The organism is Acinetobacter sp., assembly GCF_041919735.1.
Classification (GTDB): Bacteria; Pseudomonadota; Gammaproteobacteria; order Pseudomonadales; family Moraxellaceae; genus Acinetobacter.
Window position 1 is genome coordinate 101,835 of record NZ_JAYRTF010000003.1, and the last position, 24,125, is coordinate 125,959.

At 44.5% G+C, this 24,125-nt stretch carries 26 protein-coding genes and 1 tRNA gene; 14 read left to right on the forward strand and 13 right to left on the reverse strand.

Annotation, left to right across the window (positions count from 1 at the left end; all coding sequences use genetic code 11):
- The first annotated feature begins 116 nt into the window (after positions 1-116).
- The 6 genes from ACE3T3_RS02755 (at position 117) to rpmE (ending at position 4,907) form a co-directional block, all read left to right on the forward strand.
- Positions 117-2,270: an MFS transporter gene (locus ACE3T3_RS02755; protein ID WP_374663828.1), complete on the forward strand. Its 2,154-nt coding sequence runs from the start codon at positions 117-119 to the stop codon at positions 2,268-2,270.
- Position 2,271: 1 nt separating this feature from the next.
- Entirely contained in the window at positions 2,272-2,673 is a 402-nt protein-coding gene (gene gloA, locus ACE3T3_RS02760; RefSeq protein ID WP_374663829.1) for a lactoylglutathione lyase, read from the forward strand.
- Positions 2,674-2,884: 211 nt separating this feature from the next.
- Positions 2,885-3,859: a bile acid:sodium symporter family protein gene (locus tag ACE3T3_RS02765; protein ID WP_374663830.1), complete on the forward strand. Its 975-nt coding sequence runs from the start codon at positions 2,885-2,887 to the stop codon at positions 3,857-3,859.
- A 213-nt stretch (positions 3,860-4,072) separates the two neighbouring features.
- Positions 4,073-4,237: a hypothetical protein gene (locus ACE3T3_RS02770; RefSeq protein ID WP_374663832.1), complete on the forward strand. Its 165-nt coding sequence runs from the start codon at positions 4,073-4,075 to the stop codon at positions 4,235-4,237.
- Between the two features lie 5 nt (positions 4,238-4,242).
- The gene (locus ACE3T3_RS02775; RefSeq protein ID WP_374663834.1) at positions 4,243-4,479 is read left to right on the forward strand and encodes a hypothetical protein; all 237 of its coding nucleotides are present in this window, start codon (positions 4,243-4,245) and stop codon (positions 4,477-4,479) included.
- 200 nt (positions 4,480-4,679) lie between these two features.
- Positions 4,680-4,907, forward strand: coding sequence for a 50S ribosomal protein L31 (gene rpmE, locus ACE3T3_RS02780; RefSeq protein ID WP_086177409.1), 228 nt, complete (start codon positions 4,680-4,682; stop codon positions 4,905-4,907).
- Positions 4,908-5,056: 149 nt separating this feature from the next.
- Here the strand turns inward: rpmE and ACE3T3_RS02785 are convergent, their stop codons facing one another.
- Genes ACE3T3_RS02785 through epmB form a run of 3 tightly spaced genes read right to left on the reverse strand, consistent with a single transcriptional unit; the run spans position 5,057 to position 9,992 of the window.
- Entirely contained in the window at positions 5,057-7,234 is a 2,178-nt protein-coding gene (locus ACE3T3_RS02785; protein ID WP_374663837.1) for an EAL domain-containing protein, read from the reverse strand.
- The gene (locus ACE3T3_RS02790; protein ID WP_374663839.1) at positions 7,216-8,961 is read right to left on the reverse strand and encodes a GTPase; all 1,746 of its coding nucleotides are present in this window, start codon (positions 8,959-8,961) and stop codon (positions 7,216-7,218) included. Before ACE3T3_RS02790 ends, ACE3T3_RS02785 begins: the two co-directional genes overlap by 19 nt.
- A 14-nt stretch (positions 8,962-8,975) precedes the next feature.
- Positions 8,976-9,992, reverse strand: a complete 1,017-nt coding sequence (gene epmB / locus ACE3T3_RS02795; protein ID WP_374663841.1) for an EF-P beta-lysylation protein EpmB — start codon at positions 9,990-9,992, stop codon at positions 8,976-8,978.
- Positions 9,993-10,376: 384 nt separating this feature from the next.
- On the opposite strand from epmB, the gene efp reads away from it, so the two are divergent.
- The 8 genes from efp (at position 10,377) to ACE3T3_RS02835 (ending at position 19,088) form a co-directional block, all read left to right on the forward strand.
- The gene (gene efp, locus ACE3T3_RS02800) at positions 10,377-10,946 is read left to right on the forward strand and encodes an elongation factor P (protein ID WP_374663843.1); all 570 of its coding nucleotides are present in this window, start codon (positions 10,377-10,379) and stop codon (positions 10,944-10,946) included.
- A 177-nt stretch (positions 10,947-11,123) separates the two neighbouring features.
- On the forward strand, positions 11,124-13,223 hold the full coding sequence (locus tag ACE3T3_RS02805) for a carbon starvation CstA family protein (protein WP_374663845.1): 2,100 nt from the start codon (positions 11,124-11,126) through the stop codon (positions 13,221-13,223).
- Between the two features lie 10 nt (positions 13,224-13,233).
- Positions 13,234-13,539, forward strand: coding sequence for a YbdD/YjiX family protein (locus tag ACE3T3_RS02810; protein ID WP_374663847.1), 306 nt, complete (start codon positions 13,234-13,236; stop codon positions 13,537-13,539).
- 334 nt (positions 13,540-13,873) lie between these two features.
- A complete protein-coding gene (locus ACE3T3_RS02815; RefSeq protein WP_374663987.1) occupies positions 13,874-14,767 on the forward strand; it encodes an AAA family ATPase in 894 nt (297 codons plus the stop codon).
- Positions 14,768-14,791: 24 nt separating this feature from the next.
- On the forward strand, positions 14,792-15,697 hold the full coding sequence (locus ACE3T3_RS02820) for a DUF58 domain-containing protein (RefSeq protein WP_374663849.1): 906 nt from the start codon (positions 14,792-14,794) through the stop codon (positions 15,695-15,697).
- A gap of 2 nt (positions 15,698-15,699) precedes the next feature.
- On the forward strand, positions 15,700-17,730 hold the full coding sequence (locus tag ACE3T3_RS02825) for a transglutaminaseTgpA domain-containing protein (protein ID WP_374663851.1): 2,031 nt from the start codon (positions 15,700-15,702) through the stop codon (positions 17,728-17,730).
- Positions 17,731-17,777: 47 nt separating this feature from the next.
- Positions 17,778-17,854 (forward strand) — tRNA-Val (locus ACE3T3_RS02830).
- A gap of 220 nt (positions 17,855-18,074) precedes the next feature.
- Entirely contained in the window at positions 18,075-19,088 is a 1,014-nt protein-coding gene (locus tag ACE3T3_RS02835) for a tyrosine-type recombinase/integrase (RefSeq protein WP_374663852.1), read from the forward strand.
- A gap of 3 nt (positions 19,089-19,091) precedes the next feature.
- Here ACE3T3_RS02835 and ACE3T3_RS02840 read toward each other — a convergent pair whose 3' ends face one another.
- From ACE3T3_RS02840 to ACE3T3_RS02885, 10 genes are all read right to left on the reverse strand, one after another.
- A complete protein-coding gene (locus ACE3T3_RS02840) occupies positions 19,092-19,385 on the reverse strand; it encodes a DNA-binding protein (RefSeq protein ID WP_374663854.1) in 294 nt (97 codons plus the stop codon).
- A gap of 79 nt (positions 19,386-19,464) precedes the next feature.
- The gene (locus tag ACE3T3_RS02845) at positions 19,465-19,716 is read right to left on the reverse strand and encodes a hypothetical protein (RefSeq protein WP_374663856.1); all 252 of its coding nucleotides are present in this window, start codon (positions 19,714-19,716) and stop codon (positions 19,465-19,467) included.
- Positions 19,709-19,957 carry a hypothetical protein gene (locus tag ACE3T3_RS02850; protein ID WP_374663858.1) on the reverse strand — a complete coding sequence of 83 codons (249 nt, stop codon included), beginning with the start codon at positions 19,955-19,957 and terminating at the stop codon, positions 19,709-19,711. The genes ACE3T3_RS02845 and ACE3T3_RS02850 overlap by 8 nt, the downstream gene beginning before the upstream one ends.
- The gene (locus ACE3T3_RS02855) at positions 19,950-20,309 is read right to left on the reverse strand and encodes a DUF551 domain-containing protein (protein WP_374663860.1); all 360 of its coding nucleotides are present in this window, start codon (positions 20,307-20,309) and stop codon (positions 19,950-19,952) included. Before ACE3T3_RS02855 ends, ACE3T3_RS02850 begins: the two co-directional genes overlap by 8 nt.
- Positions 20,309-20,566 (reverse strand): hypothetical protein, encoded by a 258-nt coding sequence (locus ACE3T3_RS02860; RefSeq protein WP_374663862.1) that lies wholly within the window; start codon positions 20,564-20,566, stop codon positions 20,309-20,311. Before ACE3T3_RS02860 ends, ACE3T3_RS02855 begins: the two co-directional genes overlap by 1 nt.
- Positions 20,563-21,552 (reverse strand): hypothetical protein, encoded by a 990-nt coding sequence (locus tag ACE3T3_RS02865; protein WP_374663864.1) that lies wholly within the window; start codon positions 21,550-21,552, stop codon positions 20,563-20,565. The genes ACE3T3_RS02860 and ACE3T3_RS02865 overlap by 4 nt, the downstream gene beginning before the upstream one ends.
- Before the next feature lie 58 nt (positions 21,553-21,610).
- A complete protein-coding gene (locus tag ACE3T3_RS02870; RefSeq protein WP_374663866.1) occupies positions 21,611-22,333 on the reverse strand; it encodes a hypothetical protein in 723 nt (240 codons plus the stop codon).
- A gap of 26 nt (positions 22,334-22,359) precedes the next feature.
- Positions 22,360-23,043 (reverse strand): ATP-binding protein, encoded by a 684-nt coding sequence (locus tag ACE3T3_RS02875; RefSeq protein WP_374663868.1) that lies wholly within the window; start codon positions 23,041-23,043, stop codon positions 22,360-22,362.
- A 43-nt stretch (positions 23,044-23,086) separates the two neighbouring features.
- Entirely contained in the window at positions 23,087-23,674 is a 588-nt protein-coding gene (locus tag ACE3T3_RS02880) for a hypothetical protein (protein ID WP_374663870.1), read from the reverse strand.
- Positions 23,674-24,102, reverse strand: a complete 429-nt coding sequence (locus tag ACE3T3_RS02885) for a hypothetical protein (RefSeq protein ID WP_374663872.1) — start codon at positions 24,100-24,102, stop codon at positions 23,674-23,676. Before ACE3T3_RS02885 ends, ACE3T3_RS02880 begins: the two co-directional genes overlap by 1 nt.
- Between the last annotated feature and the right edge of the window lie 23 nt (positions 24,103-24,125).

A 24,125-nucleotide genomic window follows, 5' to 3' on the forward strand; every position in this document is an offset into this window, starting at 1 on the left:
TCAAGCAAGCGCAATGCTTTTCTCGATAAATAAAACAATCATTGCGTAAATCTAGTTGAAACCAAAGCCATTAAGCGTTTGAATAGCAGCAATCGTTTTTTGACAAAAATAATCCAATGGCAACACAAACATCCGGATGGAAGTCGGCATTTACGGCATTTTTAGACCGCCGTGCGTTGATTATGCTGTTTTTAGGTTTTTCTGCGGGTATTCCGATTCTGCTGATTTTTTCCAGCCTATCTTTATGGCTGGGTGAAGCCGGGATTGATAAAAGCGCAGTCACTTTTTTCAGCTGGGCGGCGCTGGGTTACTCTTTTAAATTTGTCTGGGCGCCGCTGGTGGATGAGCTGCCTGTGCCGTTTTTAACCAAAATGCTCGGGCGCCGGCGCGCGTGGCTGCTGATCGCGCAGTGCCTGATTATCTGCGCCATCTGCATTATGGCTTTTTCAGATCCTTCACTGGGCCAAAGCTATTTATATCAAATGGCGGCTGGTGCAGTCTTGCTGGGCTTTTCGGCGGCGACGCAGGATATTGTGATTGATGCGTACCGGATTGAACTGGCCGAAACAGAAATGCAGACCGTGCTAGCCTCGACATATAATGCCGGCTACCGGATCGGGATGATTGTTGCAGGCGCCGGCGCTTTATTTTTGGCGGCTTATTTAGGCACGGCCAAAGGCAACTATATCTACGAGGCATGGAAAACCACCTATCTGGCGATGGCGGGTGTGATGCTGGTGGGCATCTGCACCACATTGATTATTCGTGAACCTCAAGTGGACCGCGCGTACAAAGTCTATAAACGGGTGGATTATTACCGTTTGGTCGCGGTGTTTTTTGTTGCGGTGATTGGTTTTGTGCTGAGCTACATTTATTCAGGCAATGCGGTTGAAGTGTTGAAAGATCAGCTGAAAATAGAAGATTCCTTCCTGCTGTTTTGCTTGGAATCAGTGCGTTTTATCGGTTCGGGCGCGGTTGCTTTGGCGGTCGGTTCGGCGCTGGTCAAAATGGGTGCAGTGAATAAGCAGATGGCCTATGAGACTTGGGTCAATCCGATTGCCGACTTCTTTAAGCGTTACGGCATGAAACTGGCGCTGGTGCTGTTGCTACTCATTGGTTTTTACCGGATTTCAGACATTATTGCCGGCGTGATTTCAAATGTGTTTTATCAAGATTTGAACTTCAGCAAAGAGCAGATTGCAGAAGCCGTTAAAGTTTATGGCGTGATTTTCAGTTTGGTTGGCGGTTTCTTAGGCGGCCTGCTGGCGCAGCGCATGAATATCATGAAGCTGATGTTTATCGGTGCAGTGCTGGCAAGCTCAACCAATTTGATTTTTATTGGCTTAGTGAAATCTGGCCAGCCATTGAGTGATGTTGAAGTCACTGCAGGCGGTCAAACCTATACAGTGCATCCAGATGAAACAGGCGCTTGGAAACTTCGAGTTCCAGCGGACAGCTTAAAGGAGGGGCAGTCGATTCAGGCGCGCGCCGGCTATCAGCAGGATGATTCTGCGCCAGTAACTGTGTCTATGCCATATTTAAATGGCGCTGCTGCTAATCAGCTGCTGTTATTGCCAATCACGGCAGATAACGTGATTAATGCCAAGGAAAGCCAGAACAGCATTGTGGTGCGCGGACAGTTTGCGCAGCCATTAAATGACAGCCAAAAGCTGCAGGTGCTGCTGGATGGCAAGCCTTTTGAAGCCAAACTGGATAAGGACGGTATTTTCAGCGCCGCGATTCCAGGAAAAGCTTTGGTTTCTTCTACTTCTAAAAAAGTGACTGCACAGCTGCTGGATGGCCAGCAAGTGCAAGCCAGCCTGGATCATGGCTATGAAGTAAATACATCGGCCAATATGGCTGGAGTGCTGGATATTGATATTCAGCCGATTAATTTGGCTGCGGCAGATCAGGGGCACATTGAGCTGAAAGGCAAAGTAATCAAATCTTACAGTTCACTTTGGCTATATTTCGCCATTATTGTCGATAATTTGGCTTCAGGCTTGGCGGGTGCGGCATTTATCGCATTCTTATCCAGTTTAACCAGCGTATCGTTTACGGCTGTTCAATATGCCATTTTCAGCTCGCTGATGACCTTAACCCCTAAGATTTTGGGCGGCTATTCAGGTACTATAGTCAGCAATATCGGTTATCCAAAATTTTTCCTGATGACCACCTTAATCGGCATTCCAATTCTGGTGCTGGTGGTTTGGGTTGGAAAATTACTGCGTGACCATAACAATGCACAATTGAATGAGAAAGGTGAATAACATGCGCATGCTGCATACCATGTTACGTGTAGGCAATTTAGAACGTTCTTTGGCGTTCTATACTGAAGTGCTCGGTATGACTTTGCTTCGTAAGCGTGACTATGAAGAAGGTCGTTTTACTTTGGCATTTGTCGGCTATGGCGATGAAGAAAACCATACTGTGCTTGAGCTAACCCATAACTGGGATACCGACAAATATGAACTGGGCAATGCCTATGGTCATATTGCGATTGCCGTAGACGATGCTTACAAGGCCTGTGAAGAAATTAAAGCGCGCGGCGGCAATGTCGTGCGTGAAGCTGGCCCAATGAAAGGCGGCGTAACGGTTATTGCATTTGTAGAAGATCCAGATGGCTACAAGATTGAGCTGATTCAGCAAGACAGCAATGCCCGCAATAATTAATGCAGAGCAGGCGCTGTAATGCAGTGAAGCCCATGCAGATTAGGCAGTATAGCTGAGCGAAATGTTGAACATTGCGCTGAAAAACTGGCTTTATTGCTTCAGCCCAGTAAGATGGAAATTACCGTATGGTAAATAAATCTTATTGGGCTTTTGTTTATTCATAATTTTATAGCTTATTAAACTGAGACAGTTTTAAATACAGGATGTAGATATGCTGAAATTGCTGGCGTTGGACCGTTTTACGATACTTTTATTTGTAATGGTGATATTGGCGACTTTTCTGCCTGTTTCGGGGCAGGCGGCTGATATTTTTGGTGTGGTCACAACGGCGGCAATTGCAATCTTATTCTTTCTGCATGGCGCTAAATTATCCCGTGAAGCCGTCCTTGAGGGCTTGATGCATTGGAAACTGCATGCGGTCGTTTTTGCATTTACCTTTGCGCTTTTTCCTATTCTTGGGTTAATGGCTAAACCTATACTGGTGCCGATGCTGGGGCAGGAGCTGTACTGGGGCTTTCTGTTCATGTGCTTTTTGCCTTCAACGGTACAGTCGTCTATTGCCTTTACTTCAGTTGCGCAAGGTAATGTCGCGAGCGCCGTATGCAGCGCTTCATTTTCCAATATTGCAGGCATGTTCATTACCCCTGTATTAGTCAGCCTGTTTATTCTGGGTGAAACGAAGCATGACTTTGATCCGACAGCGTCTATTGTTCAAATTACGCTTCTATTGCTGGTGCCGTTCATTTTGGGGCAAATTTTACGGCCTTATGTTTTTCCATATATGCAGAAACTGCCGAAGATTGTGAAAGTCTTTGATCAAGGTTCAATTTTGATGGTGGTTTATGGCGCATTCAGTAGCGCCGTTGTGGCGGGGCTGTGGCAGCAAGTCAGCGGAACAACTTTGATGTTGCTGATCTTAGCCTGCTCGGTATTCTTAACCGTGATTATGCTGCTGGCGCTGTATGTGCCGCGCTGGATGGGCTTTAGCCGTGCTGACCAAAAAGCCATCTTCTTTTGCGGTTCAAAAAAAACCTTGGCCAGCGGTGTGCCGATGGCGCAAATTCTGTTCATCGGGCAGCCTTTGGGCATGATTGTCTTGCCGATCATGATTTTTCATCAAATCCAGCTGATGGTCTGCGGTGTCATTGCCAATTTATGGTCAAAGCAAAGCCGCGGTATTGAATAAATTGCATTTGATCTGCGAATTATAGTGTTAAAAAACTCGGAATATTCCGAGTTTTTTTAATGGATCATGTAAACTGAGTTTGTTGTATATGGCTCAAATTTATAATCAGAATGGACAAAAATGAAAAAAGGAATTGCTGTACTCATTTTAATGCTCAGTATTGGCCAGCTATGTCATGCTCGTGAAGATTTAACGCTTTAAACCAATCGAGACATGTTGGAAAAAATGCCTTTGCTGACGCTGCAGCCGATGCTGGATTTTTGCCGCGATAAACAGCCGCAGCTCAATGCCGAACTTGAACAAGCTTATGCAGGTGCTCAAGCAAAAGTGCTCAAAGCTGCAAAAGAGGGGGTATCTCTGTCCGTAAACAAGGCATAGCAATATTGCAAGAAGAAGCACTTAATTCGCCTATAGAAGCTGACTTTAAACAGCAGTTTCAAGAAATGCTGGAAAAGATGAGCAGATCATTGCAGCAGGTAGATGCAGCTGCTTATTGTCCAGTGCTGATTCAGCGCATGCAGCATTTTGATCAGCAAGCTTTCCAGAAAAGTGTAGAAATGAAGTACAAAAAAATTCTAAATCAAGCAGAAGCGCTGAAGAAAGCGGCTAAGCCGCAATGAGCTATTTATTAACAATAAAAAATCAGCTATAATTTGCCTCAACTTGTTGTGCTTAGCTCTGACGGAAGCCGTCTCGGTGGGCCAAAAGAATGGTCTGTTATGGTGTTGATCTGCTGGTGACAGCACTTCCTCCTGCATGCAGGAGAGTGGTCAATTGCGATGACAGCAAAACCTTCTTAAACTTTATGGAGTAATCGACGATGCGCGCCGATATTCACCCAAAATATGATACTTTAGTTGCTACATGTTCATGCGGTAACGTAATCGAAACTCGTTCTGCGCTTGGTAAAGAAACTGTTTACCTTGACGTATGTTCAGCTTGCCACCCATTCTATACTGGTAAACAAAAGAATGTGGACACTGGCGGCCGTATCGACAAATTCAAACAGCGTTTTGCTGGCATGTCCCGTTCAATCAAACGCGACTAATCCTCAAAATGAGAAAAAACGGGCTTTTAGCCCGTTTTTTTATGCCCGCGTTTTATATCTGTATTTTAGATATTTCATCTGCAAATAAAAAATTGAAATATAAAAAAAGGCTGATAGAAAATCTATCAGCCTTTTCGAATGCTTAAATTTTACTGGTCCTGCACATCAATCAAGTGATCCAGTTTTTTCTGGAAGTAGTCACCCTGAATAAATCGCGCGTCAACATTCCATGCATTGGCAAACAAGGTCATGTCATTCAGTTCGCGAAGCATGATTTGTGAAGGCCTGATGTCGTGATAAGCGGTGATTTTCTCACGGAGCTCATTGCATTGCTTATCAGAGCTGAGCATTTGCGTTAAGTTCTGATGCAGGGTCAAGCAATTGATGTCGATTTGACGCAGTAAAGTTTCACTGAACATCGAGTGGCCGAAATCACGCAGCGCAATTTCAGCGCCGTTTTTGCGCAGTTCTTTCATTGCCTTTTGTGCAGCGTCTATATGCTGCTCAATATCTAATTCAGAGAACTGCAGAATTAGTGGGTACTGCAGTTTGCTTCTGATGATGCTGATCAGCTTGGAGATAAACTCAGGGAAAGTGCGGTCATGCAGCAGCACTTCCTTGTTTAAATTAATGATGAGCTTAGCATCAGGATATTGGGTGATGAAGTTATGTAATTGCTTGCACGACTCAACTAAAATCCAGCGGTCTAATTTAATCGAGAGTTCCTGATCTTCCGCCAATTCGCGCAGGGCCGCAATATCTTTCCATTTATTTTCAAAGATAAAGCCGCTGGTCACTTCATAGGTGTACAGATTCAGATCTTCTTTATCATATAGCTGCTGATATTTAAGATGAATTTCACCGCGTTCCAGACTGCTGCGCAAGGCTTTAATGACGGCAGGCTCATTCAAGTTCACAGGCGCTGCTGCAATTTCAGGCTTAGTAAAGTTGATATTCAGCGGAATTTCAGCAGCAGCTGGTGCTTCTTTTACTACAGCTGCAGTGTCAGACTCTTGAATAGAGAACTGGAGTTCAGGAATAGAAAGGTCTAATTCTGGGGCCGGCTGATTTTTCGGCAAGGCCGTTGCAAATGCTTTGGCTGTATATTGATCCAGCTGCGCTTCATCACGCAGATCGCCTTCCAAAATGGTATAGCCGATACGCAGGCTTAATGGATGGTTTTCATTGTTGGCATTAATCAGCTGCGGCTTAGTTAATGCATTTAAGCCGATGAGTTTAGAGTCCAGTTTAGCTGTGGATTCCGCTTGGAATAAACCGGCATAAATACCGCTTTCCATCTTGAATAAGGGAGCGTTGGTTTGTTCTTTGATAAAACCGTAAATACCTTTGAAATAGGCCGAGTAGGTATTCCAGTCCGCCTGTAAAATGCTGTCGTCACAGGCTGCAAGCGAGAAAGTGACTAAGGCATTAATGTCAGAAGGCTGTTTGGTCATGGCTCTGTTAATTTGCTGGAAGGCATTGGCTTTGACTGGGGCTTTATCTGCTGGAGCCTGTCCTGCTGATGCATCGCCGATATCAATTGCAATCTGCAGCGCATCATCTTCTGACGCCGGCATAAATTCAATTTTCAGCGGGTTTTGCACCGTAATATGGCTATTCAATGAACTCAGCTCAAAACGGCCGAAATCAAACTGGCCCTGAGTGATTTTTTTGAAGCGGGATTTGAAATCATTCAGATCTTGCGGCTGCAGAACGTCCAGCAGCGGCAGCCCAATAATGTCGTCACTCGATTTGAAGCCGAATAGCTTTAAATATTCACTATTGGCTTCAAAATGAATGCCTTCCTGAATAACGGCAACGGCTTTATTGCTGTCTTCAACAAAAGATTGCGCTTGGCTTTGCGCTGTTTCCAGCTCATCCATTAAATGCTGCTGCGTTTGCAGCAAGCGGCTGAATGAAAGTGCGCGGATAAAGCCAATATAGAACTGCTCTGTGTGATGCAGGTCAAGAATATCGTAAATGCCTTTATGCACAAAAGCTGCATATTGAGCTGGATCAAAATCATCCGGCTGAATAAGGATCAGCGGCAGATTCGGCTGGCTGGATAAGCGGATTAAGCTGAGCGCTTGATCATATTTCAAATCATAGGCACGGCCGAAAATGACCAAATCCCATGGTAAATTCAGCTGCTTTTCAAAGTTTTGAAGATCATCCAGCAGCGTTGCCTGTACATGATGCTCGCTGTCAGTTAAAAGATCACGGATCTGGTTATAACGGATTTGATTATCATCGATAATGAGCAAACGTGTTTCAGTACGTTTTAACTTTTTAGACAATAACGGATTTCTCACTTCAATGCTTCCCATAAATCGTGATTCTTGATTTCATTGACTTGTTTGCTAATAAAATCTTTCACAGTGCTTTCCTGCTGATCATTTAGTAATTCGTATTCAAAGCGGATAAAGCTTTGAGTGATCAGCTGCGCTTTCGTTAAATAAACTTTTAATTCTTCTTTGCCTAAACGCAAATGAATGGTCTGTTTTTCTCTGAATAAATGTGAACCTGGCAAAATAAGCGTTGTCGTTATTTGATCTAGCTGGGAGGTTTGCACCAGCAGGGCCGGCTGGAAATTCTGCGAATTGCGGTCCGTGCGTACATACGCTGCGCACGGGTACATATCTTGCGTTAACACTTCTAAGCCCAATTCAAGGCTTTTATCTGTAGACTGCTTGATCCAGCGGATGACGCCGCCGCGCCATTGGCTTTGAGCATTTTCCTGAATTAAAATGAATTCGCCGGTTTTAAGCTGGGCAGGGGTTTCGCCTGTCCATTTGATGCGGTAGCCATTGACGCTGATATCCAGAACTTCTGCTGAATGAATCTGTTTTGCTTCACGGTCTAAAGCTTTGGCATTCGACATGGAGACCTGAGTGCTGGTATCCATGGAATTTACAAAACTTGTTTCATTGTGGAAATTGTAGTTCGCTTCTAAATCCAATGTCTCGTTCAGGTTTTTGCCTTTGGATAAATAGAAATGCGCAACAGACAGGCTGAAGCAAATATTGATCTGCGCTGAGTATTCATAGCGCTCATGACGGCGCTCGGTATTGTTGGTCAATAAATTATGAATATGGAAATGCAGGGCCGGAGTTAAGAACAGCTTTTCATTTTTAGACAGATATTGGCCATTTTTGGTTTGCGTTTCGCTCAAATGGTCCAGCAGGCTCTGCGTAGAAATATAAATATTGGTTGCGTGATTTCCCGTTTGTTCTGTATTGAAGATGGGCGGATGGTCTTTCGCAGTATCTACTGTGTAACGGGATAATGTGGTTTCTTTCGGCAGAATCTGAATGAGTTTTGCCCAGTCTTCACTGCAGAGGAACAGGCCCTGAATTTCAGCTGGCCGAATTTGGTTTGTATTGAAAATATCCAGTAAAATCAGCTGTGAATAGGCTTGAGCAATGGTCGAAATCGGGTGCTGTGTGCCGAGAATCTGGTTTAAATTGCTTTGATAGAAATTATGCTGAATTGCGCAGCTGATTAATTGATGGGCAGCCAGCCATTGACCAGCCATCGGCGTGGTATAAAGCATCTGCTGCTGGTACAGCAGCATGGTGAGCTGCTGAATGGCGTAATAAATAGAGGCCATGCGGGCAGTTTGCAGGCTTTTTTTATGGCCAAAAGAAAAAATGGAAAACTTTTGCTGGCCCAGCTGCTGTTCGCAGCGTTTCGCGATATCAATATAAATTTTGGCAAAATGACTGCGCAGCAGCATTGAAAGCTCAATAATCTGATCGTTGCGCTCTGTGGTGATCAGGCCTTGATTTGAAAAATGTTTTTCTAAGCTGGTTAAAATATTTTCAAGTGTGGGATGCAGGATCTGAACCAAGTCAAAACGGAGCATTTCCTGGCATTTCAGTTCTGAAATTTCAAGCAGCGCATTAAATAAGGATTGAGAAGATGTGCCCAGCTGCAAGATAGACACGCCGCTAAGCCATTCTTGCAGGCCTTTAGCATTGGTCGGACAGAAGCTCAATTTATCCAGTTTGAGCTCAGTCGGATTCTGAAAAATATCTGAAGTATGCTTAGTCATCTTTATTATTTAACTCAAAAAGTTGAAACCCCAAAAAGCGGTGTTTTGTTTTTTTCGCCCGCAATTTCCCGTACAAGCTTAGGCACCAAATAACCTGGAAGTCTGGCTAGCACTTCGGCGTAAATCCGGTCAATGTCCTCTGGCGAACGATCAAAGTGATGTGCGCCTTTTACTTTATCAAGAACATGCAAATAATATGGCATTACGCCCGCATCAAATAAGCGGTAGCTTAAATTGACCAATGCATCAGCAGTATCATTTACCCCTTTTAATAATACAGCTTGATTCAGTACGGTGATTTGTTCCTTGACTAACTCTGAAAGTTTGCTGCTGGTAAAATCATCTAACTCAGATGCATGATTTGAGTGTACCACTAGAATAATGCGCAGCCTACTGTTTTTTAAAATAGAAATCAGCTCTTCGTCGACACGGTTGGGGATTACAATTGGAACCCGTGAATGAATTCTCAAAAATTTTATTTGCGGCAATGATTCTAAGCGTTCAATCCAGACTTTCAGCTTGCGGTTAGACAGGGTCAGCGGGTCGCCGCCGCTTAAAATCACTTCATTTATATCAGGCTGGCTCTGAATGTACTGCTGAATGTTTGGCCAATCTTCAGTCTTCGGCAGATTTTCCTGATAAGGAAAATGCCGTCTGAAACAATAGCGGCAATGGACTGCACAAGCGCCAGTCAGGGTCAGCAAGAAACGCGATTGATATTTATGCAGGACACCGGGTTGCTGATTGGCTTGTTCTTCGCCCAGCGGGTCGGTCACAAAACCTTCATGCTCTTCCAGCTCTAAATGATGAGGAAGCACTTGCAGCAGCAATGGATCTTGTGGATCGCCTTTTTGCATTTTTCCGACAAATGCACGCGGCACGCGCAAGCGAAACTGATCCACAGCCAACACCGCACCTGATAAAAGCTGCTCTTGTGAAAGCTCAAGTGTTTCGAGTAATTCTTGAGGATCGGTAATCAGATCACTCAGCTGAGTTTGCCAGTTTTGCTCTTGAAATAAATAGTTTATCATGCCGGATGTTTAAAATGCAGGGTAGTGATTGGAGAGTAAAGTTGAATGCAATTCTTCCATTTATAAAATGGCTTAGGTTTCTCGACATTTTATAAATGGAAGAATTGCGGCGAAACATTCAATTCAACTTTTGATAATTGCTAATTTTACCTGTTCGCAAGCGTTGTATAAACAAAGTTCTGTCATGTCTGCATGCAAGTTAAGCAGCTTAGCCCCTTTATTGGGGAATTTTTCGTTGCGGCAACCGGCATTGGTCATTTAGAATACGCAATATCACATTAATGTGCATGCGGCAGCCAATGTTCAAGTCAGTTCTTGCTAAATGACATGTTACAGCCCATAGCATCTATAGATTAAAGTTAGTAAGTTTGGAGTGAGCCAGTCATGGCCTATTATTCTACGAATGATTTCAAGTCGGGCCTTAAGGTCATGCTTGATGGCAACCCATGTTCAATCATGGAAAATGAATACGTAAAACCAGGTAAAGGCCAAGCTTTTAACCGCGTAAAATTACGTAACCTTAAAACTGGTAAAGTTTTAGAAAAAACGTTCAAATCTGGCGATTCACTAGAAGCTGCTGACATCCAAGAAGTAGAAATGAACTACTTGTATAACGATGGCGAAATGTGGAACTTCATGGATCCAGTATCTTTCGAACAAATCGCGGCTGACAAAATCGCAATGGGCGAAGCGGCTAAATGGCTGAAAGATGACTCTAACGAATTGTGCACCATCATGTTATGGAACGGCGTTCCTTTAACTGTGAATGCGCCGAACTTCGTGGTATTGAAAATCGTTGAAACTGATCCAGGCGTGCGCGGTGATACTTCTGGCGGCGGCGGCAAACCAGCGAAATTGGAAACTGGCGCTGTAGTGCGTGTTCCATTGTTCGTACAGCAAGAAGAAAGCGTTCGTGTAGACACTCGTACGGGTGATTATTTAGAACGTGCATAATGGTTTGAAAATAGACTATTATCGAAAGGGATGATCAAAATCATCCCTTTTTTTATGCCAAAGTATTACATGAAAAGTAAAGCATGAGGAGTAGAGTCGCAAGGGAAGAAACAGCAGTACCTCGAACAAGAAAAAAGTTAAAGCTGATTTTATGCAAACAGATTATGAGGGATTGAAATGGAATCTATTCAAAAGAAGCCCGGAGCAGTGTCAAAGCTGATTTGGATTCTTGTCGCAATTGTCGGTGCAGTTTCCTTTGGGATACTCGCAGTCAGCCGCGGTGAGCATGTTAATGCCGTGTGGCTTATCTTGGCAGCAATCTGTGTATACAGCATTGCATACCGCTTTTACAGTTTATTTATCGCCACAAAAGTTTTTGAACTGAATCCGCGGCGTTTAACGCCAGCGCATCGGCTCAATGACGGTTTAGACTATGTGCCGACCAATAAAAGTGTGTTGTTCGGACATCACTTTGCCGCTATTGCTGGCGCAGGACCTTTGGTCGGGCCGATTCTAGCTGCACAAATGGGTTATTTGCCGGGAACGCTCTGGCTGTTAATCGGCGTTGTGTTAGCCGGTGCAGTACAGGACTTTTTAGTGCTGTTTATTTCGACCCGCCGCGATGGCCGCTCACTGGGTGAAATGGCTAAACAGGAACTGGGTTCCTTTGCTGGCGTGATTGTCATGCTTGGTGCTTTAGGCGTAATGATCATTATCCTTGCCGTGTTGGCACTGGTGGTTGTTAAAGCCTTGACCAATAGTCCATGGGGCGTGTTCAGTATTGCTGCAACTGTACCGATTGCCATTTTTATGGGCATCTACATGCGTTACCTGCGTCCAGGTAAAATTGCAGAAGTCTCAATCATCGGTTTTGTATTGATGATGGCCGGCATTATTTATGGCGGTGATGTAGCGCAGCATCCTTATTGGGGCCCATTCTTTACCCTTTCAGGCACTGAGTTAACGTGGTGGCTGATTGGTTATGGTTTTATTGCTTCAGTTTTGCCTGTTTGGCTATTGCTTGCGCCGCGTGATTATTTATCCACTTTCTTAAAAATTGGGGTAATCGCAGGTTTGGCAGTCGGCATTATGGTGGCAATGCCAATGCTGAAAATGCCGTCCGTGACGCATTTCGTTGATGGCACAGGCCCTGTATTTGCAGGCTCGATGTTCCCATTCTTATTCATTACCATTGCCTGCGGCGCGATTTCAGGTTTCCACGCGCTGGTGTCTTCTGGGACAACGCCAAAACTGGTCAATAACGAAATGGATATCCGCGTGATTGGCTACGGCGGCATGCTGATGGAATCTTTCGTTGCGATTATGGCGATGGTCTGTGCAACAGTACTAGAGCCGGGTGTGTATTTTGCAATTAATGCGCCGGCAGCCGTACTCGGTACGACTGTAGAATCTGCCTCTGAAGCCGTACGCAATCTCGGTTTTGTGGTAACACCGGAAACACTGAGCTTATTGGCAAAAGAAGTGGGTGAAAACTCAATTCTGTCACGTACCGGCGGCGCACCAACATTTGCGATTGGTATGGCGCATATCATTACGGAAATTTTCAATAACCGTTCAATGATGGCGTTCTGGTATCACTTTGCCATTCTATTCGAAGCACTCTTTATTTTAACCGCAGTTGATGCGGGTACGCGTGCTTGCCGTTTCATGGTGCAGGATACTGTCGGTATTGTGATTCCAGCGGTAAAAAAATCACATAACTTCTTTGGTAATTTGCTCGGTACAGCGGTTGCAGTTGCAGGCTGGGGCTTCTTCGTTTACCAAGGTGTGGTTGATCCGCTAGGCGGCATCAACAGCTTATGGCCGCTGTTTGGTATTGGTAACCAAATGCTGGCAGCGATGGCGCTGATTTTGGGTACAGTTATTCTGTTCAAAATGAAGAAAGAGAAATATGTTTGGATCACGATTATTCCAACAATTTTCCTCTTCATTACCTGTATGACAGCTGGCTGGCAAAAGATCTTCCACTCCAACCCAAAAATTGGTTTCTTGGCGCAGGCTGACCGTTTCAATGCAGCCATTGCGAAGAATGAACTTTTGGCACCAGCAAAAAATATGGCTGAAATGCAGACTGTTGCATTCTCCAATCAAATTAATGCCGTGTTGTGTGGCTTCTTTATGATTGTTGCTGTGGTGATGGTGATTGCTGCGATTGGCGTGGTGCGCAGAGCTTTAGCTAGCCCAGTGCCGACTGTGCATGAAGCGGAAGCGGTTTACCGTGACCCTGAAGACATTGTTGCATCGAATCAGCACTAAGCAGGAGATGGTGATGAATCTAAAGTTTGCAAAAAGTGGAAAAACGGTGATTTATAAAATCATTAAAATGACCATCATGTCGCAAAAGGATTTGATCCTAAATCCGAAAAACTGGTCACGCATTGCGACCTTGTGGCAGCGTTTGCAGCAAAGTTTTCGCTTAATGGTGGGCGTTCCGGATTACCAAAATTATTTGGAACACATGAAAAAACATCATCCAGATTTGGAAGCGATGGACCCGAAAACATTTTACCGCTACTGCGTGGATGCACGTTATCCATCTGTTGGCGGTGGCATGAAAAAATGCCCATGCTAATGGAATAATCTAAAGTCATTAAAAGCGCCTTTCGGGGCGCTTTTTATTATGCAGCTAAGCTGGGTAGATAAGGCTCTATCCGGCTGGGAGAGGGCTGCTGTAAAGAACAGAAACCTTTGCGCTGTCAACGCCGCGCTTTCATGCATAAATGCCTGTAAAAATTTAATGACCCAGTCACATAATCCGCATGAAGATGTGCGCTAAGCGCTTTGCGTCTGATTGAAAACCCTGTATGTTTAAACCTTACTATGCTTTTGTATTTTGGGGAATTAACGTGTTTTGGGAAAAAGAAAAATTAAAAGAAACATTAGCAGAAGATTTAGATCAGCAAAAAATGGTTTCGTTTTATCCCAAAATCAATGAATTTCTAAGCCAGATCAATCAGATCATTTTAGATAAAAATCAGCAGACGAAACTGGCATTATGCAGCTTGCTGGCGGGCGGGCATGTGCTTTTTGAAGATTTGCCAGGACTGGGAAAAACCACATTAGCCAGCAGTTTGGCGCATTTGGCCGGCTTAAAGTTTCAGCGCATTCAGTTTACCAATGACATGCTGGCCAGTGATGTCATTGGCATCAATATGTTCAATCAAAAAGAACATCAGTTTGAATTTAAACAGGGGCCGATTTTCACCCAAATTTTGCTGGCCGATGAAATCAACCGCAGCAGCCCAAAAACACAAAGCGCTTTGCTGGAGGCGATGGAAGAAGGCACAACAACGGTGGATGGCGTGCGCTATGATCTGCCGCGGCCGTTTTGGGTGATTGCTACGCAAAACCCGCTGTTTCAAAGCGGCACCTATGCTTTGCCGGAATCGCAATTAGACCGGTTTTTAATGCGCCTCTCGATGGGTTATCCGTCGCGCCAAGCGGAAAAGGCTTTGCTGCAGCAAAGCTCCAGACAGCAGCTCATTGCCAATTTGAAACATGTCTTTGATGAACAGGATATTTTAGAGCTGCAGCTGCTGGCAGAACAGATTTATGCGGCGGATACAGTATTGGAATATATTTTGGATTTGGCTGAAGAAACCCGTAAAGGCCGCCAAGGGCTGTCTACCCGCGGCGTGCTGGCGCTGAAAAAGGCGGCGCAGGCGCATGCTTTGATTGAGCAGCGCGGTTTTGTAACGCCGGATGATGTGCAGGCTGTATTCAATGCTGTGGTGGCGCACCGCATAGGCGCAAGTGAAGCGGAAACGGTCAAAATCATGCAGAGAGTCAGCGTGATGTAAATCCGCCAGATTGGGAGATGAAAATTGGTCGCTGCATGGCAAAACTGGCTGAAAAAGCGTTTTAAGTTCGAGCAGGAAAAACAGCTGAATCAGAATGACGTGCTGGTCTTTATTTATCGGCAGGGCTATTTGTTTTTGGTGCTGATCTTGATCACCTTCATTGCCGGAGTGAACTATGCCAACAACCTGATTTTAGGATTCTGTTTTTTAATCAGCGCCGTGCTGTGCATCAGTTTTTACCTGACTTTTAAGCAGCTGCATGGCTTGAAAATTGAGGTGCATGGGCAGGATGCCGGGCAAGTGGGAAGCGCACTGCATTTAGATGTGTATTTTCATCAGCCGCGCAGACAGCCGTGCTATTTATGGCTGAAAGTGGATGATCAGCTGCATCAGCTTTTGCTGAATCAGCAGAAGCAGTCTTTTCGCCTCAGTTTTCTGCCAGCGGCGCGTGGTGAATTTCATTATCCCGCCATTCAGATTTATTCAGTTTATCCTTTTGGATTGGTCCGCGCGTGGACATACTTGTATTTGCAGACGGTCAGCTGGATTGCGCCGCGCTCATCCTCAAGCCTTGCGGAAAATAAAAATATGCATCACCGCTTTGAACAGGATGTTGATGAATTTCGGGAATTGAAAACCTACCGTGAAGGCGAGTCCTTGCAGGCGGTATCCTGGAAGCATGCTGCGCGCGGGCAAGGCCTATACTTGAAAGTTTTTGAACAGTATCAGGATCTGCATGTGCTGGAAATTCATTATGATCATATGCCGAGCCAATCACACGAAGAAAAATTGAGCCTCATGATGGGGCTGGCAGAACAGTGTGAATTGCTGAATTGTTCATATTCAATGCATTTGCCGAATGCGCTGCTGCCGAGCGGTACTGGGGAAAATCAATTGCTGCAGGCAAAACTGCTCTTGGCGAAGGCTTAACCATGATTGCATTTTCAGTCCGGATTTCAATGCTGATCAGCTTGGCGCTGCTGCTGGCTGCTCAGGCATTTTTTATTCCTGCAGCGCTGGCCGCCGTATTGGGCGTCATTTGGCTTTATCTGCTGCATGCTGCACTCAAGCCGCAGGCGCAGCTTAAAAAAATATGGACTTTATTGCTGACATTGACGGCATTGGCCAGCATTTATTTCAGCTATAAAACCTTTATTGGTGTAGAGGCGGGCGTCTCGGTTTTAAGTGTTTTTCTTTTTGCCAAAGCGCTGGAAACCAAGACACAGCGTGATGCGATCATTCTGTTTAATTTTGCGTTATTTGTCAGCGCCAGCAGTTTTTTGCTGAGCCAGTCTTTTGCTATGGCCGTGATGGTGCTGCTGTGCTTAATCAGCAATTTTATCGGGCTGTACCGTCTGCAGACCAGTCTTTTTCCAAAACCGCAAAACTCCTCATGGTCATCTTTAAAGCAGGATGCGGGACATGTTGGCAGGTTTATGCTGTACGCATTGCCGTTTTTTGTTTTGCTGTTTATGTTTTTTCCGCGCCTGCCGCCGCTGTGGCATATTCCTGTTCCGCAAGATAAAGCAGTCACAGGCATCAGCGATACCATGTCACCTGGAGATATCTCCCAGCTTTCACAATCCAGCGCTTTGGCATTCCGGGTTGTCGGAGATATGCGTCAGCTGCCGCCGCGTTCTGAATTGTATTGGCGCGCTTTGGTTTTAGATGAATATGATGGGACGCGCTGGACCAGCAGTTATGGCAATCAGCAATTGCTTCAGCAAAATGAAATTAGGCGCTTGAAGCTGCCGGATCAAAGTCATCCGCATAACAATGCGCAATTTGAATACCGCTATTTGCCTGCAGATCCTTTGGTTAACTGGATTATGGGGCTGGAAAAATCCATGCCGCTTGACAGCCAATATCAGCAGGGCAAAGATTGGCGCATTACCTCTCAGCGGCAAGTGCTAAAAAATGAGCCGATTCATCTATTGTGGATTGGCCTTGCGGATCTTTCCATTCAAGATGAACAGCAGCGGAATTGGCTCAATAAACGCAATACTCAAGTGATTGAACAGAAGGATTTAAAAGCGCAGCAATTGTCAAAAACGCTGTATCAGCAGAGCGGCTATAATCCAGAACAGTATATTCAGCGGGTCTTGAATTGGTATCGGCACAATGGATTTTCTTATACCTTAAGCCCTGGCATTTTGGGCGCTAACCGCATTGATGATTTTTTATTTGGCGCCCGTCAGGGCTTTTGTGAGCATTATGCTTCCAGCTTTGTCATGCTGATGCGTTATGCAGGCATACCGGCCCGTGTAGTCACAGGCTATCAAGGCGGTCAATTGGCGCCGGATGGGAAAAGCTGGGAAGTCCGTCAGCTAGATGCTCATGCCTGGACGGAAGTTTGGCTGAATGGCCAATGGCAGAGAATTGACCCAACAGCGATTATTGCGCCAAACCGTGTTGATGAAGGCATGCAAAATTATATAGAAAATAATGACAGTGTATTGGGCGGGAAGCAATCCAGCTGGTCGTATCGGCAGCATGCTTTTTTAACCAAAATGCGCATTTGGAGTGATTATGCCAGCTACCAATGGCAAAGCAAGGTGGTTGGTTATAATGCAGAAGCACAGCAAAGCAGGTTTCAGAAAATAGGCTTGAATTCGGTTTATTCCGCTGCGGTGAGTTTGATTGCAAGCATGCTTTTTTTGCTGCTGCTGTATTTTGCATATATTTATTGGCAGGCCAGGCAGGGAATGCCAGAAGCAGAGCGGGCTATTGCCCGGTTTAACCGGCAGCTGCCCGATCATTTCAAGAAACATCATGCAGAAACATTTGCAGTATGGATGAAACGCATTTCAGTCAATATTCCTCAGGAGAAGCAGATTTATTTTCAGCAGCTGCAGCAGCATTATGAACAGTATGCCTATATGCCAAATGGCCAGCAAAAAGAAAAGATGAAAGAAATAAAGATTTCGCTTAAAACTTGTGCATCTGTGCTTAAGAAGTTATGAAATATCTTGTTTAAATCAACAAAAATGAATATGATGCTACACATTCTAGGTTTATAGCTCAGTTGGTTAGAGCGCTACGTTGACATCGTAGAGGTCACCAGTTCGAATCTGGTTAAACCTACCATATATATATCAAGGGTTTGCAAGGAATATCACGTACTTGCAAGCCTTTTTTATTGCCTGTGTGTTGTTGCGCTTGTTGTCGTTGTTGTGAATTAGACAACACTCAAAACTTAATTTGTGTCATCATTGTGTCAGGATTTGTGTCAGAAAGTCTGTGTAACCTTGTTTGAAAAAACGTGGCGCTCATTTCTTACATAACTTTACATAAATGGTGAGCAGCAATGAAATTACCAAAACCAAGACAGCGCGGTAGTAGTTGGTCTATATCAATTATGGTCCACGGTAAACGCGAGTACTGCACAAGAGATACAGAACAAGAGTGCCTGCATTGGGCCATGAATAAACTCATTGAAGCCAATTCAACACCAAAAGAAGAAATAGAAGAACAGCGCAAGACTGTGACCACATTTTTTGATTTATTTAATCTCTATTACAAGGCACATGGCCGAGATTCAAAATCTAAAAAATATATTCGCGAGCAACTGGATTCGTTTGATAAGCGCTTCGGCTTATTGGGCCAAAAAGATATTACGCAGATCACGCCGCAGGATTTAACGCACTGGCGTAACAAAAGACAATCAGAAGTATCGGATGGAACAGTCTTAAAAGAAATATCTCTCTATAGCTCCGTGTTCACATTTGCGCAAAAAGAATTGTTTATTTTAGACAATAATCCTTTTTTTAGTTTGAAAAAACCACGTAAGCCAAAGCCAAGAAATAGACGCATTCTGCAATCCGAAATAGATAAAATTCTTGCATCATTAAAATATGAAGTGGGTAGTGTGCCACGCGCCAGTAGCCAGTATGTTGCTTGGGCGTTTTTATTTGCAATTGAAACAGCTATGCGTCGTGGTGAGATATTATCAATTCGTAGAGCCAATATATTTAAAGATCATATTCACTTGTCTGATACAAAAAATGGCGATGAAAGGGATGTGCCGCTAACTAGAAAAGCTAGAGAATTAATGGCGCTGATTCAGCACAACGACGACAGATTAATCCCACTTTCTGAGAATGCGTTTAGGTTGCAATTTGAACGCGCAAAAGCAAGGGCAGGCGTTGAAGATGTTAGATTTCACGACACACGTCATGAAGCGATTACCCGTTTTGTAAATGATCAGAAATTGCCAGTTGAGGTTTTGGCCAAAGTTACTGGACATAAAACAATTAAAGTTCTGGTGAACACTTACTATAATCCCGACGTCAAGGATATATTGAAAATGCTAGATAGCTAGGCGTTAATTTTTACGCCTAGCCCCACCAGTGGACTTTTTGACTTTAGGGTTTAGGATCCCATCCGCAATGACAACATTATAAAGATGCTTGCCTTGCAACCCTTGATTGTGTGCTGCTAGTTTGCGTCTAACAGTTTGCGAGCTAATATTGTATTTTGCTGCAAGCTGCTCTGAGCTTAATAACTCAGCATCTAGCACCTTCATTTCCTTAACAATCCCACCACCGATATTCTCCCCGAGCGTAATCTTGGGAGGCGCATCGGCTTCAATGGTTATTGTGTACTTAAATGCTCCCATACCTACACCTCACCCAAACCCACACTCATTACAAAACACACCACAGCGGACTGTGAACTTTTTACACATGAAGCAGTATTCAGTCATCTTGACCCACCTTAATTTGAGTAACGCCACTACAAGCAAAGTGCACATTGCTAATCATATTTTTCGCACCATCATCTTTCCAAGTGAAGTTATCAAACACAACATCAGTCACAGAGATTTCAAGAGCTGCCATTTGAGAATGCATTAACTTCAGGCCATCTTTTAACTCATCTAAGCAATCATCAATTCGATCTACAGGGATGCTCAGCAAGTCCTTTAGGCTTTTAATTTTGTATTCATTCATTGGTTAGCTCCTTGTGTTCAGTGCGAATATCAACACCACAAAAAGGGCAGTAATTTAAAGCTACGCGATTCTTTTTGAATCGACCTGCAACAATTTGAAGCCGACATGAATCAATGTCACGTCTACTCATGGTTAGACCCTGAATGTCGCCATATTGATTGCGAGTCACCTCACTGAGAAATTCGCACATTTCAACCCAGTTACCAGTATTTACACACTGTTCTTTTTTAGCTTCAGTCATTGGTCGGCTCCTGCGCTTCAACTGCCATCCAATGGGTAACTTCCACAGGTTCCTCATATTCATGCCCTGTGTCTGACTCAATATACCCTTGCAAAAAATCACCACCCTTAAACACACAATGCTTAATAGCATCAAAAGCAATTACATCTTGACCATCTATTGGTAGTTTATCCTCAACAGAAACCCATCCCGGCACCGCTTGGGCTTTGGCTGCTTGCCATATCTTCCAGCCAAAATGAATAATATCCATTTGATAGGAATCATCTTCATTCTTAGAAAATGTTTCATTGTCGGTTTTTCCCATTTTTTTTAAATGGTTTTCAAACGCTTCTCTTTCTTTCTGAATATCCATCACGCCACCTTCAACATAATTGCCTGAGCCTGAAGGCGCAGAATGAATTCTTTGCCATTCTTAAGCCACATTCTTAGAAACAGCTCATATCGTTTTTGCGCTGCTTCGTTCATCTTGCCAAGCCGGTCTATTTTTAGGCCTGGCTTATTTGCTTTCGTAAACACCGCCTCGCCAATGATCTTGTTGATTACACATTGGTAGCCGTCATTTGCCACAAACATGGTGAATGCCAGTATCAGCTGCTGAGGACACATCATTGGATAGCCTCACTGCCTTGATTCTCCAATTCAAAGCGGCGGCGCTTCACATAGCCCATGAGCTTTGGCTGAATATCCACATGTCGAGTCGACACTTCAATTTCCAGACAATCCAATTCAGTCAAATCTTTGGCATTCTGAATTTGCACCATCAATGATGGCGGCTCTTTTGCCTCTGCGCGCTCAGGTGGATTTAATTCATTTAAGCGTTTATGAATTGCATCAAGCAGGGGTTTACGCTGCTCCTCGGTCCACATTCTCGTGTAGCCAACGAGGGCATTGGCCTCTGCTGGAGTGTTTGCATTTGCGGCACGCTCCAGTAAATCCTCAAGCAAAGCCTCATGAACCAAGTCTTTCTTAGGTAGATCTTCCGCAGCGGCTGGTTCGTTTACCAACTTTTCCACTTCCAACTGAAGCTGCTTTAATTCATCGACAGTCAAATCCTTTTCCGTAGATGATGGCTGGTCTTCAACGGAAGTAGGATCAGCTTTGGATTCTTCCGCGGGTGGCGTCTTTTCTTCAATATCAGCAGATGCCGAATTCTGCTCATCCTGCTCCCATGGTAAACGATCATCCAAATTAACTTTTACAGTTTCACCCAATGAGCCTTGGCTCACCGCAATTAGGGCATTGGCATGCGTGATGGCATTTTCTTCATACAAGTGAACCAAACCGCGGGAAAGCAGGCTTAAGTCCATGTCAGAATTTTTCCACTTAAAACCCTTGGCCTTAATTTCAGTGAGAATTGACGGCAGGAAGCATTGAGTGCCTTTGCTTGGGCTTTCAGTAATTGATTCCGGCACAAGCATAGAGCCAATAGTCATGTAGACCACAGCAATGCGGAATTCATAATCCTGATCAATAAAAACAGTCGCAGGGAAATTGCGGATCTCATCAAAATCAAGATCGGATCCGGCATGGCGGCATTCAATTTTTTGACCGGCAGCCATTTCAGCAAATGCTTGCTGTCCATTTAAAATATTCATTTTTTCTCCTTATGCATCCGCGGATTTATCTTGGATGCATAAATTTGTCATTTACTTATTAGTATGGAAGTCCGTTATCTAAAACTGGCGGAACATCGCCGTAATACCCATCAAACCCACCTTGGCTGTAACCATTGTTTTGATTAAAACCTTGGCTGTTATTGCCATAACCGCCGTTGCTATTTTGCTGATAGCCGCCGTTATTGTTTTTAGGCTTGCGCGTTGTAATTGGGTTGGACATTAGCGATGCGAGCGATTTCGGCAGGGCCTCTGGTGTAGTTTTGCGATCAAGAACCTCTTTAGCCATAAGTTCGCTTTGGGCCTGAAAGCATGAGAAGAAATTCATCTGAAATTTCCAGTCACCGCTATTATTTTGATAGTTTTCACGTTGAAGTAATAAGCCGATGCGCTTGCCTGCAATTTCTGGTGCAATGATGCAATTTTTAGTAACGCGCTCTTTGAGATCAAAGTCATATTTTTCCAGCTGGCCATTTGTCGGCGTCAGCCCGCGCACGCCTGCGCAAGCAAGCAGAGCATTAACTTTATGAATACCGCTCAAGCCAGTACCATCACTTTTTTCAGTCCAAATTGAAAATGAAGCAGACTCTTTATTGTCTGTTTCAAACTCGATCTCAAAACCAGTGGTGCCGGAATTTGCGGTGATAAATTCCATGTGTTTAATAACACCCACATATTTGCCCGGCTCTTCAATCCGCGCGCTGCTGTCCGCTTGTTTTGCAGATTCAGGATTAAAGCCAAATTGTTTGTATTGCTGATTCATTGATGTATCTCCAAAAAATATAAGGATTAAGCTGTTTGTTGCTGTTGGTTTTGTGGCTGCAGCTGTGGATTTGGAATGCCGTAAAACTCACAAATAGCCACATCCACTTCATTTAAATCGTTGTCAATGTGATCCTCTTTAAAGAGATCCATTGGCGCCTTAACAGTTGATGTGCCATTGTTTTTAGTCTGAAAGACATACTGGTCATTGATTACAGAGGTTTGCAGGCAAATGGTGACCATGCCTTCAAGCGTGATTTTCTCGTCCAGCATCTTCCCGATGGTCTTAATTTTGGTTTTCCCTTGGCTGTCTTCTTCCGTATGGCTGAGGATGTAAACGCGCTTATGGTCATGCGCGGCAATAGCGCCGTTAAATACATCCCAAGCGTTTCGGCCAATTTCAGTAAACTTGTCAAAACTTCGTTCCGCGCTGCGGCGCATAAATTCATTGGCCATGACGTACTGAAAGTCATCAATAATGATGATTGGGCGCTTGGACCCATTGATCACATTGATGATGAATTGAGGGTTATCCGACACCAGAACAGAGCCTTGCTTGTTCTCTGGCGTGATGTAAGTCCAGTCGGAAGAGCGGAACGGCAGCGGCTTTTTAATTACCTGAATTAAAAGCACATTACGCGGGTCTAAGTTTCTTAGACTTGTGGTTTTTCCAGTTCCGGACTGGCCCAAAATTAAGGTTGCAATACTCATTATTCATTACTCACTATTCATTACTGGTTTTACGCAATATCAATTACTTAAACGTATTCCCAAAGGCATCAGTGTTGTGTTTGGCGATCTTGTACTGCTCACACTCATGGCGTGAGTTCCAGCGCGTGAAGCTGTGGTGCCGGGTCACGCGATCCAGCTTGCGCTGCGGGTTAACGACACTTTTAACTGCAGTTTGAAAGAGCAATGAATTGACCAGATCTGCAGGGGCCGCGCGGCGCATGGCATGTTTGATTTCAACCACGCCACTTGACCAGGAGAAAAACGGGGCATTTTTTTCAAATACATTACGGTCGAAGCCTCTGGAGTAGTCTGCAGATACGCTGATAATGTATTCGGTACCATTCACATCCACTTTGTAGCCGCCGCGCACGCGGCAGATGAAGCGGGCAGTCATCTTCTGTGCGCCAAGTACTTCATTCACATTGCGGCGGATCCAAGACTTTGCTGTCAGCGTGCTTTCATCAACCTGTGTCAGCTGGCCGTCTGCAGATAGCGTGTAAATGACGTTGTTTTTAACGCAGTACACAGTGTTACCCATGCGGATGCGGTGGAAGCCGGCAGCATCAAGACCTAAGTCTTCGCGGAATGGTTTATCAAAAGTCTTGTTCATTAGGCAGCCTCCAGCATTTTGCTTTTCAACATGTGAGCCACCAGCATTGCGTTGATGCTTAGATGATCATTGAAGTCGGTGAAGTCGCGGATTGGGTAGCCAGATGCATCCATGACTTTGTCTATAGAGAGGTTTGTGATTTCGGCATTGGTGAATTCACTGCCGGGTACGCCGTATGAGTCATCGATGCGTTCGAAGTCAAAGCTGACGTCTAGGGTAAAGCCGTCTAAGCGGACGACTGCAGTGCCTGAGTTGGCGGTGTTGAATTGCATAGCGGCCACAGCGTTATAAGCTGGGGCAATTTGATCATTGGATGATGGCATGCCGCCAAAGTCTGGCTGATATGCGTATGCTAATGCGCCAATTGCGACGCTGGCTGTAAACACACTTACAGCAAGGCTGTTGAAAGGGGTAAGGGTTTTTGTCATAATCATCTCGCAAGTTGCAAAGC

Coding starts and splice junctions, on each gene's coding strand:
- ACE3T3_RS02755 (WP_374663828.1), top strand. CDS start 117: ATGGCAACACAAACATCCGGATGGAAGTCGGCATTTACGGCATTTTTA.
- gloA (WP_374663829.1), top strand. CDS start 2,272: ATGCGCATGCTGCATACCATGTTACGTGTAGGCAATTTAGAACGTTCT.
- ACE3T3_RS02765 (WP_374663830.1), top strand. CDS start 2,885: ATGCTGAAATTGCTGGCGTTGGACCGTTTTACGATACTTTTATTTGTA.
- ACE3T3_RS02770 (WP_374663832.1), top strand. CDS start 4,073: ATGTTGGAAAAAATGCCTTTGCTGACGCTGCAGCCGATGCTGGATTTT.
- rpmE (WP_086177409.1), top strand. CDS start 4,680: ATGCGCGCCGATATTCACCCAAAATATGATACTTTAGTTGCTACATGT.
- ACE3T3_RS02785 (WP_374663837.1), bottom strand. CDS start 7,234: ATGGGAAGCATTGAAGTGAGAAATCCGTTATTGTCTAAAAAGTTAAAA.
- ACE3T3_RS02790 (WP_374663839.1), bottom strand. CDS start 8,961: ATGACTAAGCATACTTCAGATATTTTTCAGAATCCGACTGAGCTCAAA.
- epmB (WP_374663841.1), bottom strand. CDS start 9,992: ATGATAAACTATTTATTTCAAGAGCAAAACTGGCAAACTCAGCTGAGT.
- efp (WP_374663843.1), top strand. CDS start 10,377: ATGGCCTATTATTCTACGAATGATTTCAAGTCGGGCCTTAAGGTCATG.
- ACE3T3_RS02805 (WP_374663845.1), top strand. CDS start 11,124: ATGGAATCTATTCAAAAGAAGCCCGGAGCAGTGTCAAAGCTGATTTGG.
- ACE3T3_RS02815 (WP_374663987.1), top strand. CDS start 13,874: ATGGTTTCGTTTTATCCCAAAATCAATGAATTTCTAAGCCAGATCAAT.
- ACE3T3_RS02825 (WP_374663851.1), top strand. CDS start 15,700: ATGATTGCATTTTCAGTCCGGATTTCAATGCTGATCAGCTTGGCGCTG.
- ACE3T3_RS02835 (WP_374663852.1), top strand. CDS start 18,075: ATGAAATTACCAAAACCAAGACAGCGCGGTAGTAGTTGGTCTATATCA.
- ACE3T3_RS02840 (WP_374663854.1), bottom strand. CDS start 19,385: ATGGGAGCATTTAAGTACACAATAACCATTGAAGCCGATGCGCCTCCC.
- ACE3T3_RS02845 (WP_374663856.1), bottom strand. CDS start 19,716: ATGAATGAATACAAAATTAAAAGCCTAAAGGACTTGCTGAGCATCCCT.
- ACE3T3_RS02850 (WP_374663858.1), bottom strand. CDS start 19,957: ATGACTGAAGCTAAAAAAGAACAGTGTGTAAATACTGGTAACTGGGTT.
- ACE3T3_RS02855 (WP_374663860.1), bottom strand. CDS start 20,309: ATGGATATTCAGAAAGAAAGAGAAGCGTTTGAAAACCATTTAAAAAAA.
- ACE3T3_RS02860 (WP_374663862.1), bottom strand. CDS start 20,566: ATGATGTGTCCTCAGCAGCTGATACTGGCATTCACCATGTTTGTGGCA.
- ACE3T3_RS02865 (WP_374663864.1), bottom strand. CDS start 21,552: ATGAATATTTTAAATGGACAGCAAGCATTTGCTGAAATGGCTGCCGGT.
- ACE3T3_RS02870 (WP_374663866.1), bottom strand. CDS start 22,333: ATGAATCAGCAATACAAACAATTTGGCTTTAATCCTGAATCTGCAAAA.
- ACE3T3_RS02875 (WP_374663868.1), bottom strand. CDS start 23,043: ATGAGTATTGCAACCTTAATTTTGGGCCAGTCCGGAACTGGAAAAACC.
- ACE3T3_RS02880 (WP_374663870.1), bottom strand. CDS start 23,674: ATGAACAAGACTTTTGATAAACCATTCCGCGAAGACTTAGGTCTTGAT.
- ACE3T3_RS02885 (WP_374663872.1), bottom strand. CDS start 24,102: ATGACAAAAACCCTTACCCCTTTCAACAGCCTTGCTGTAAGTGTGTTT.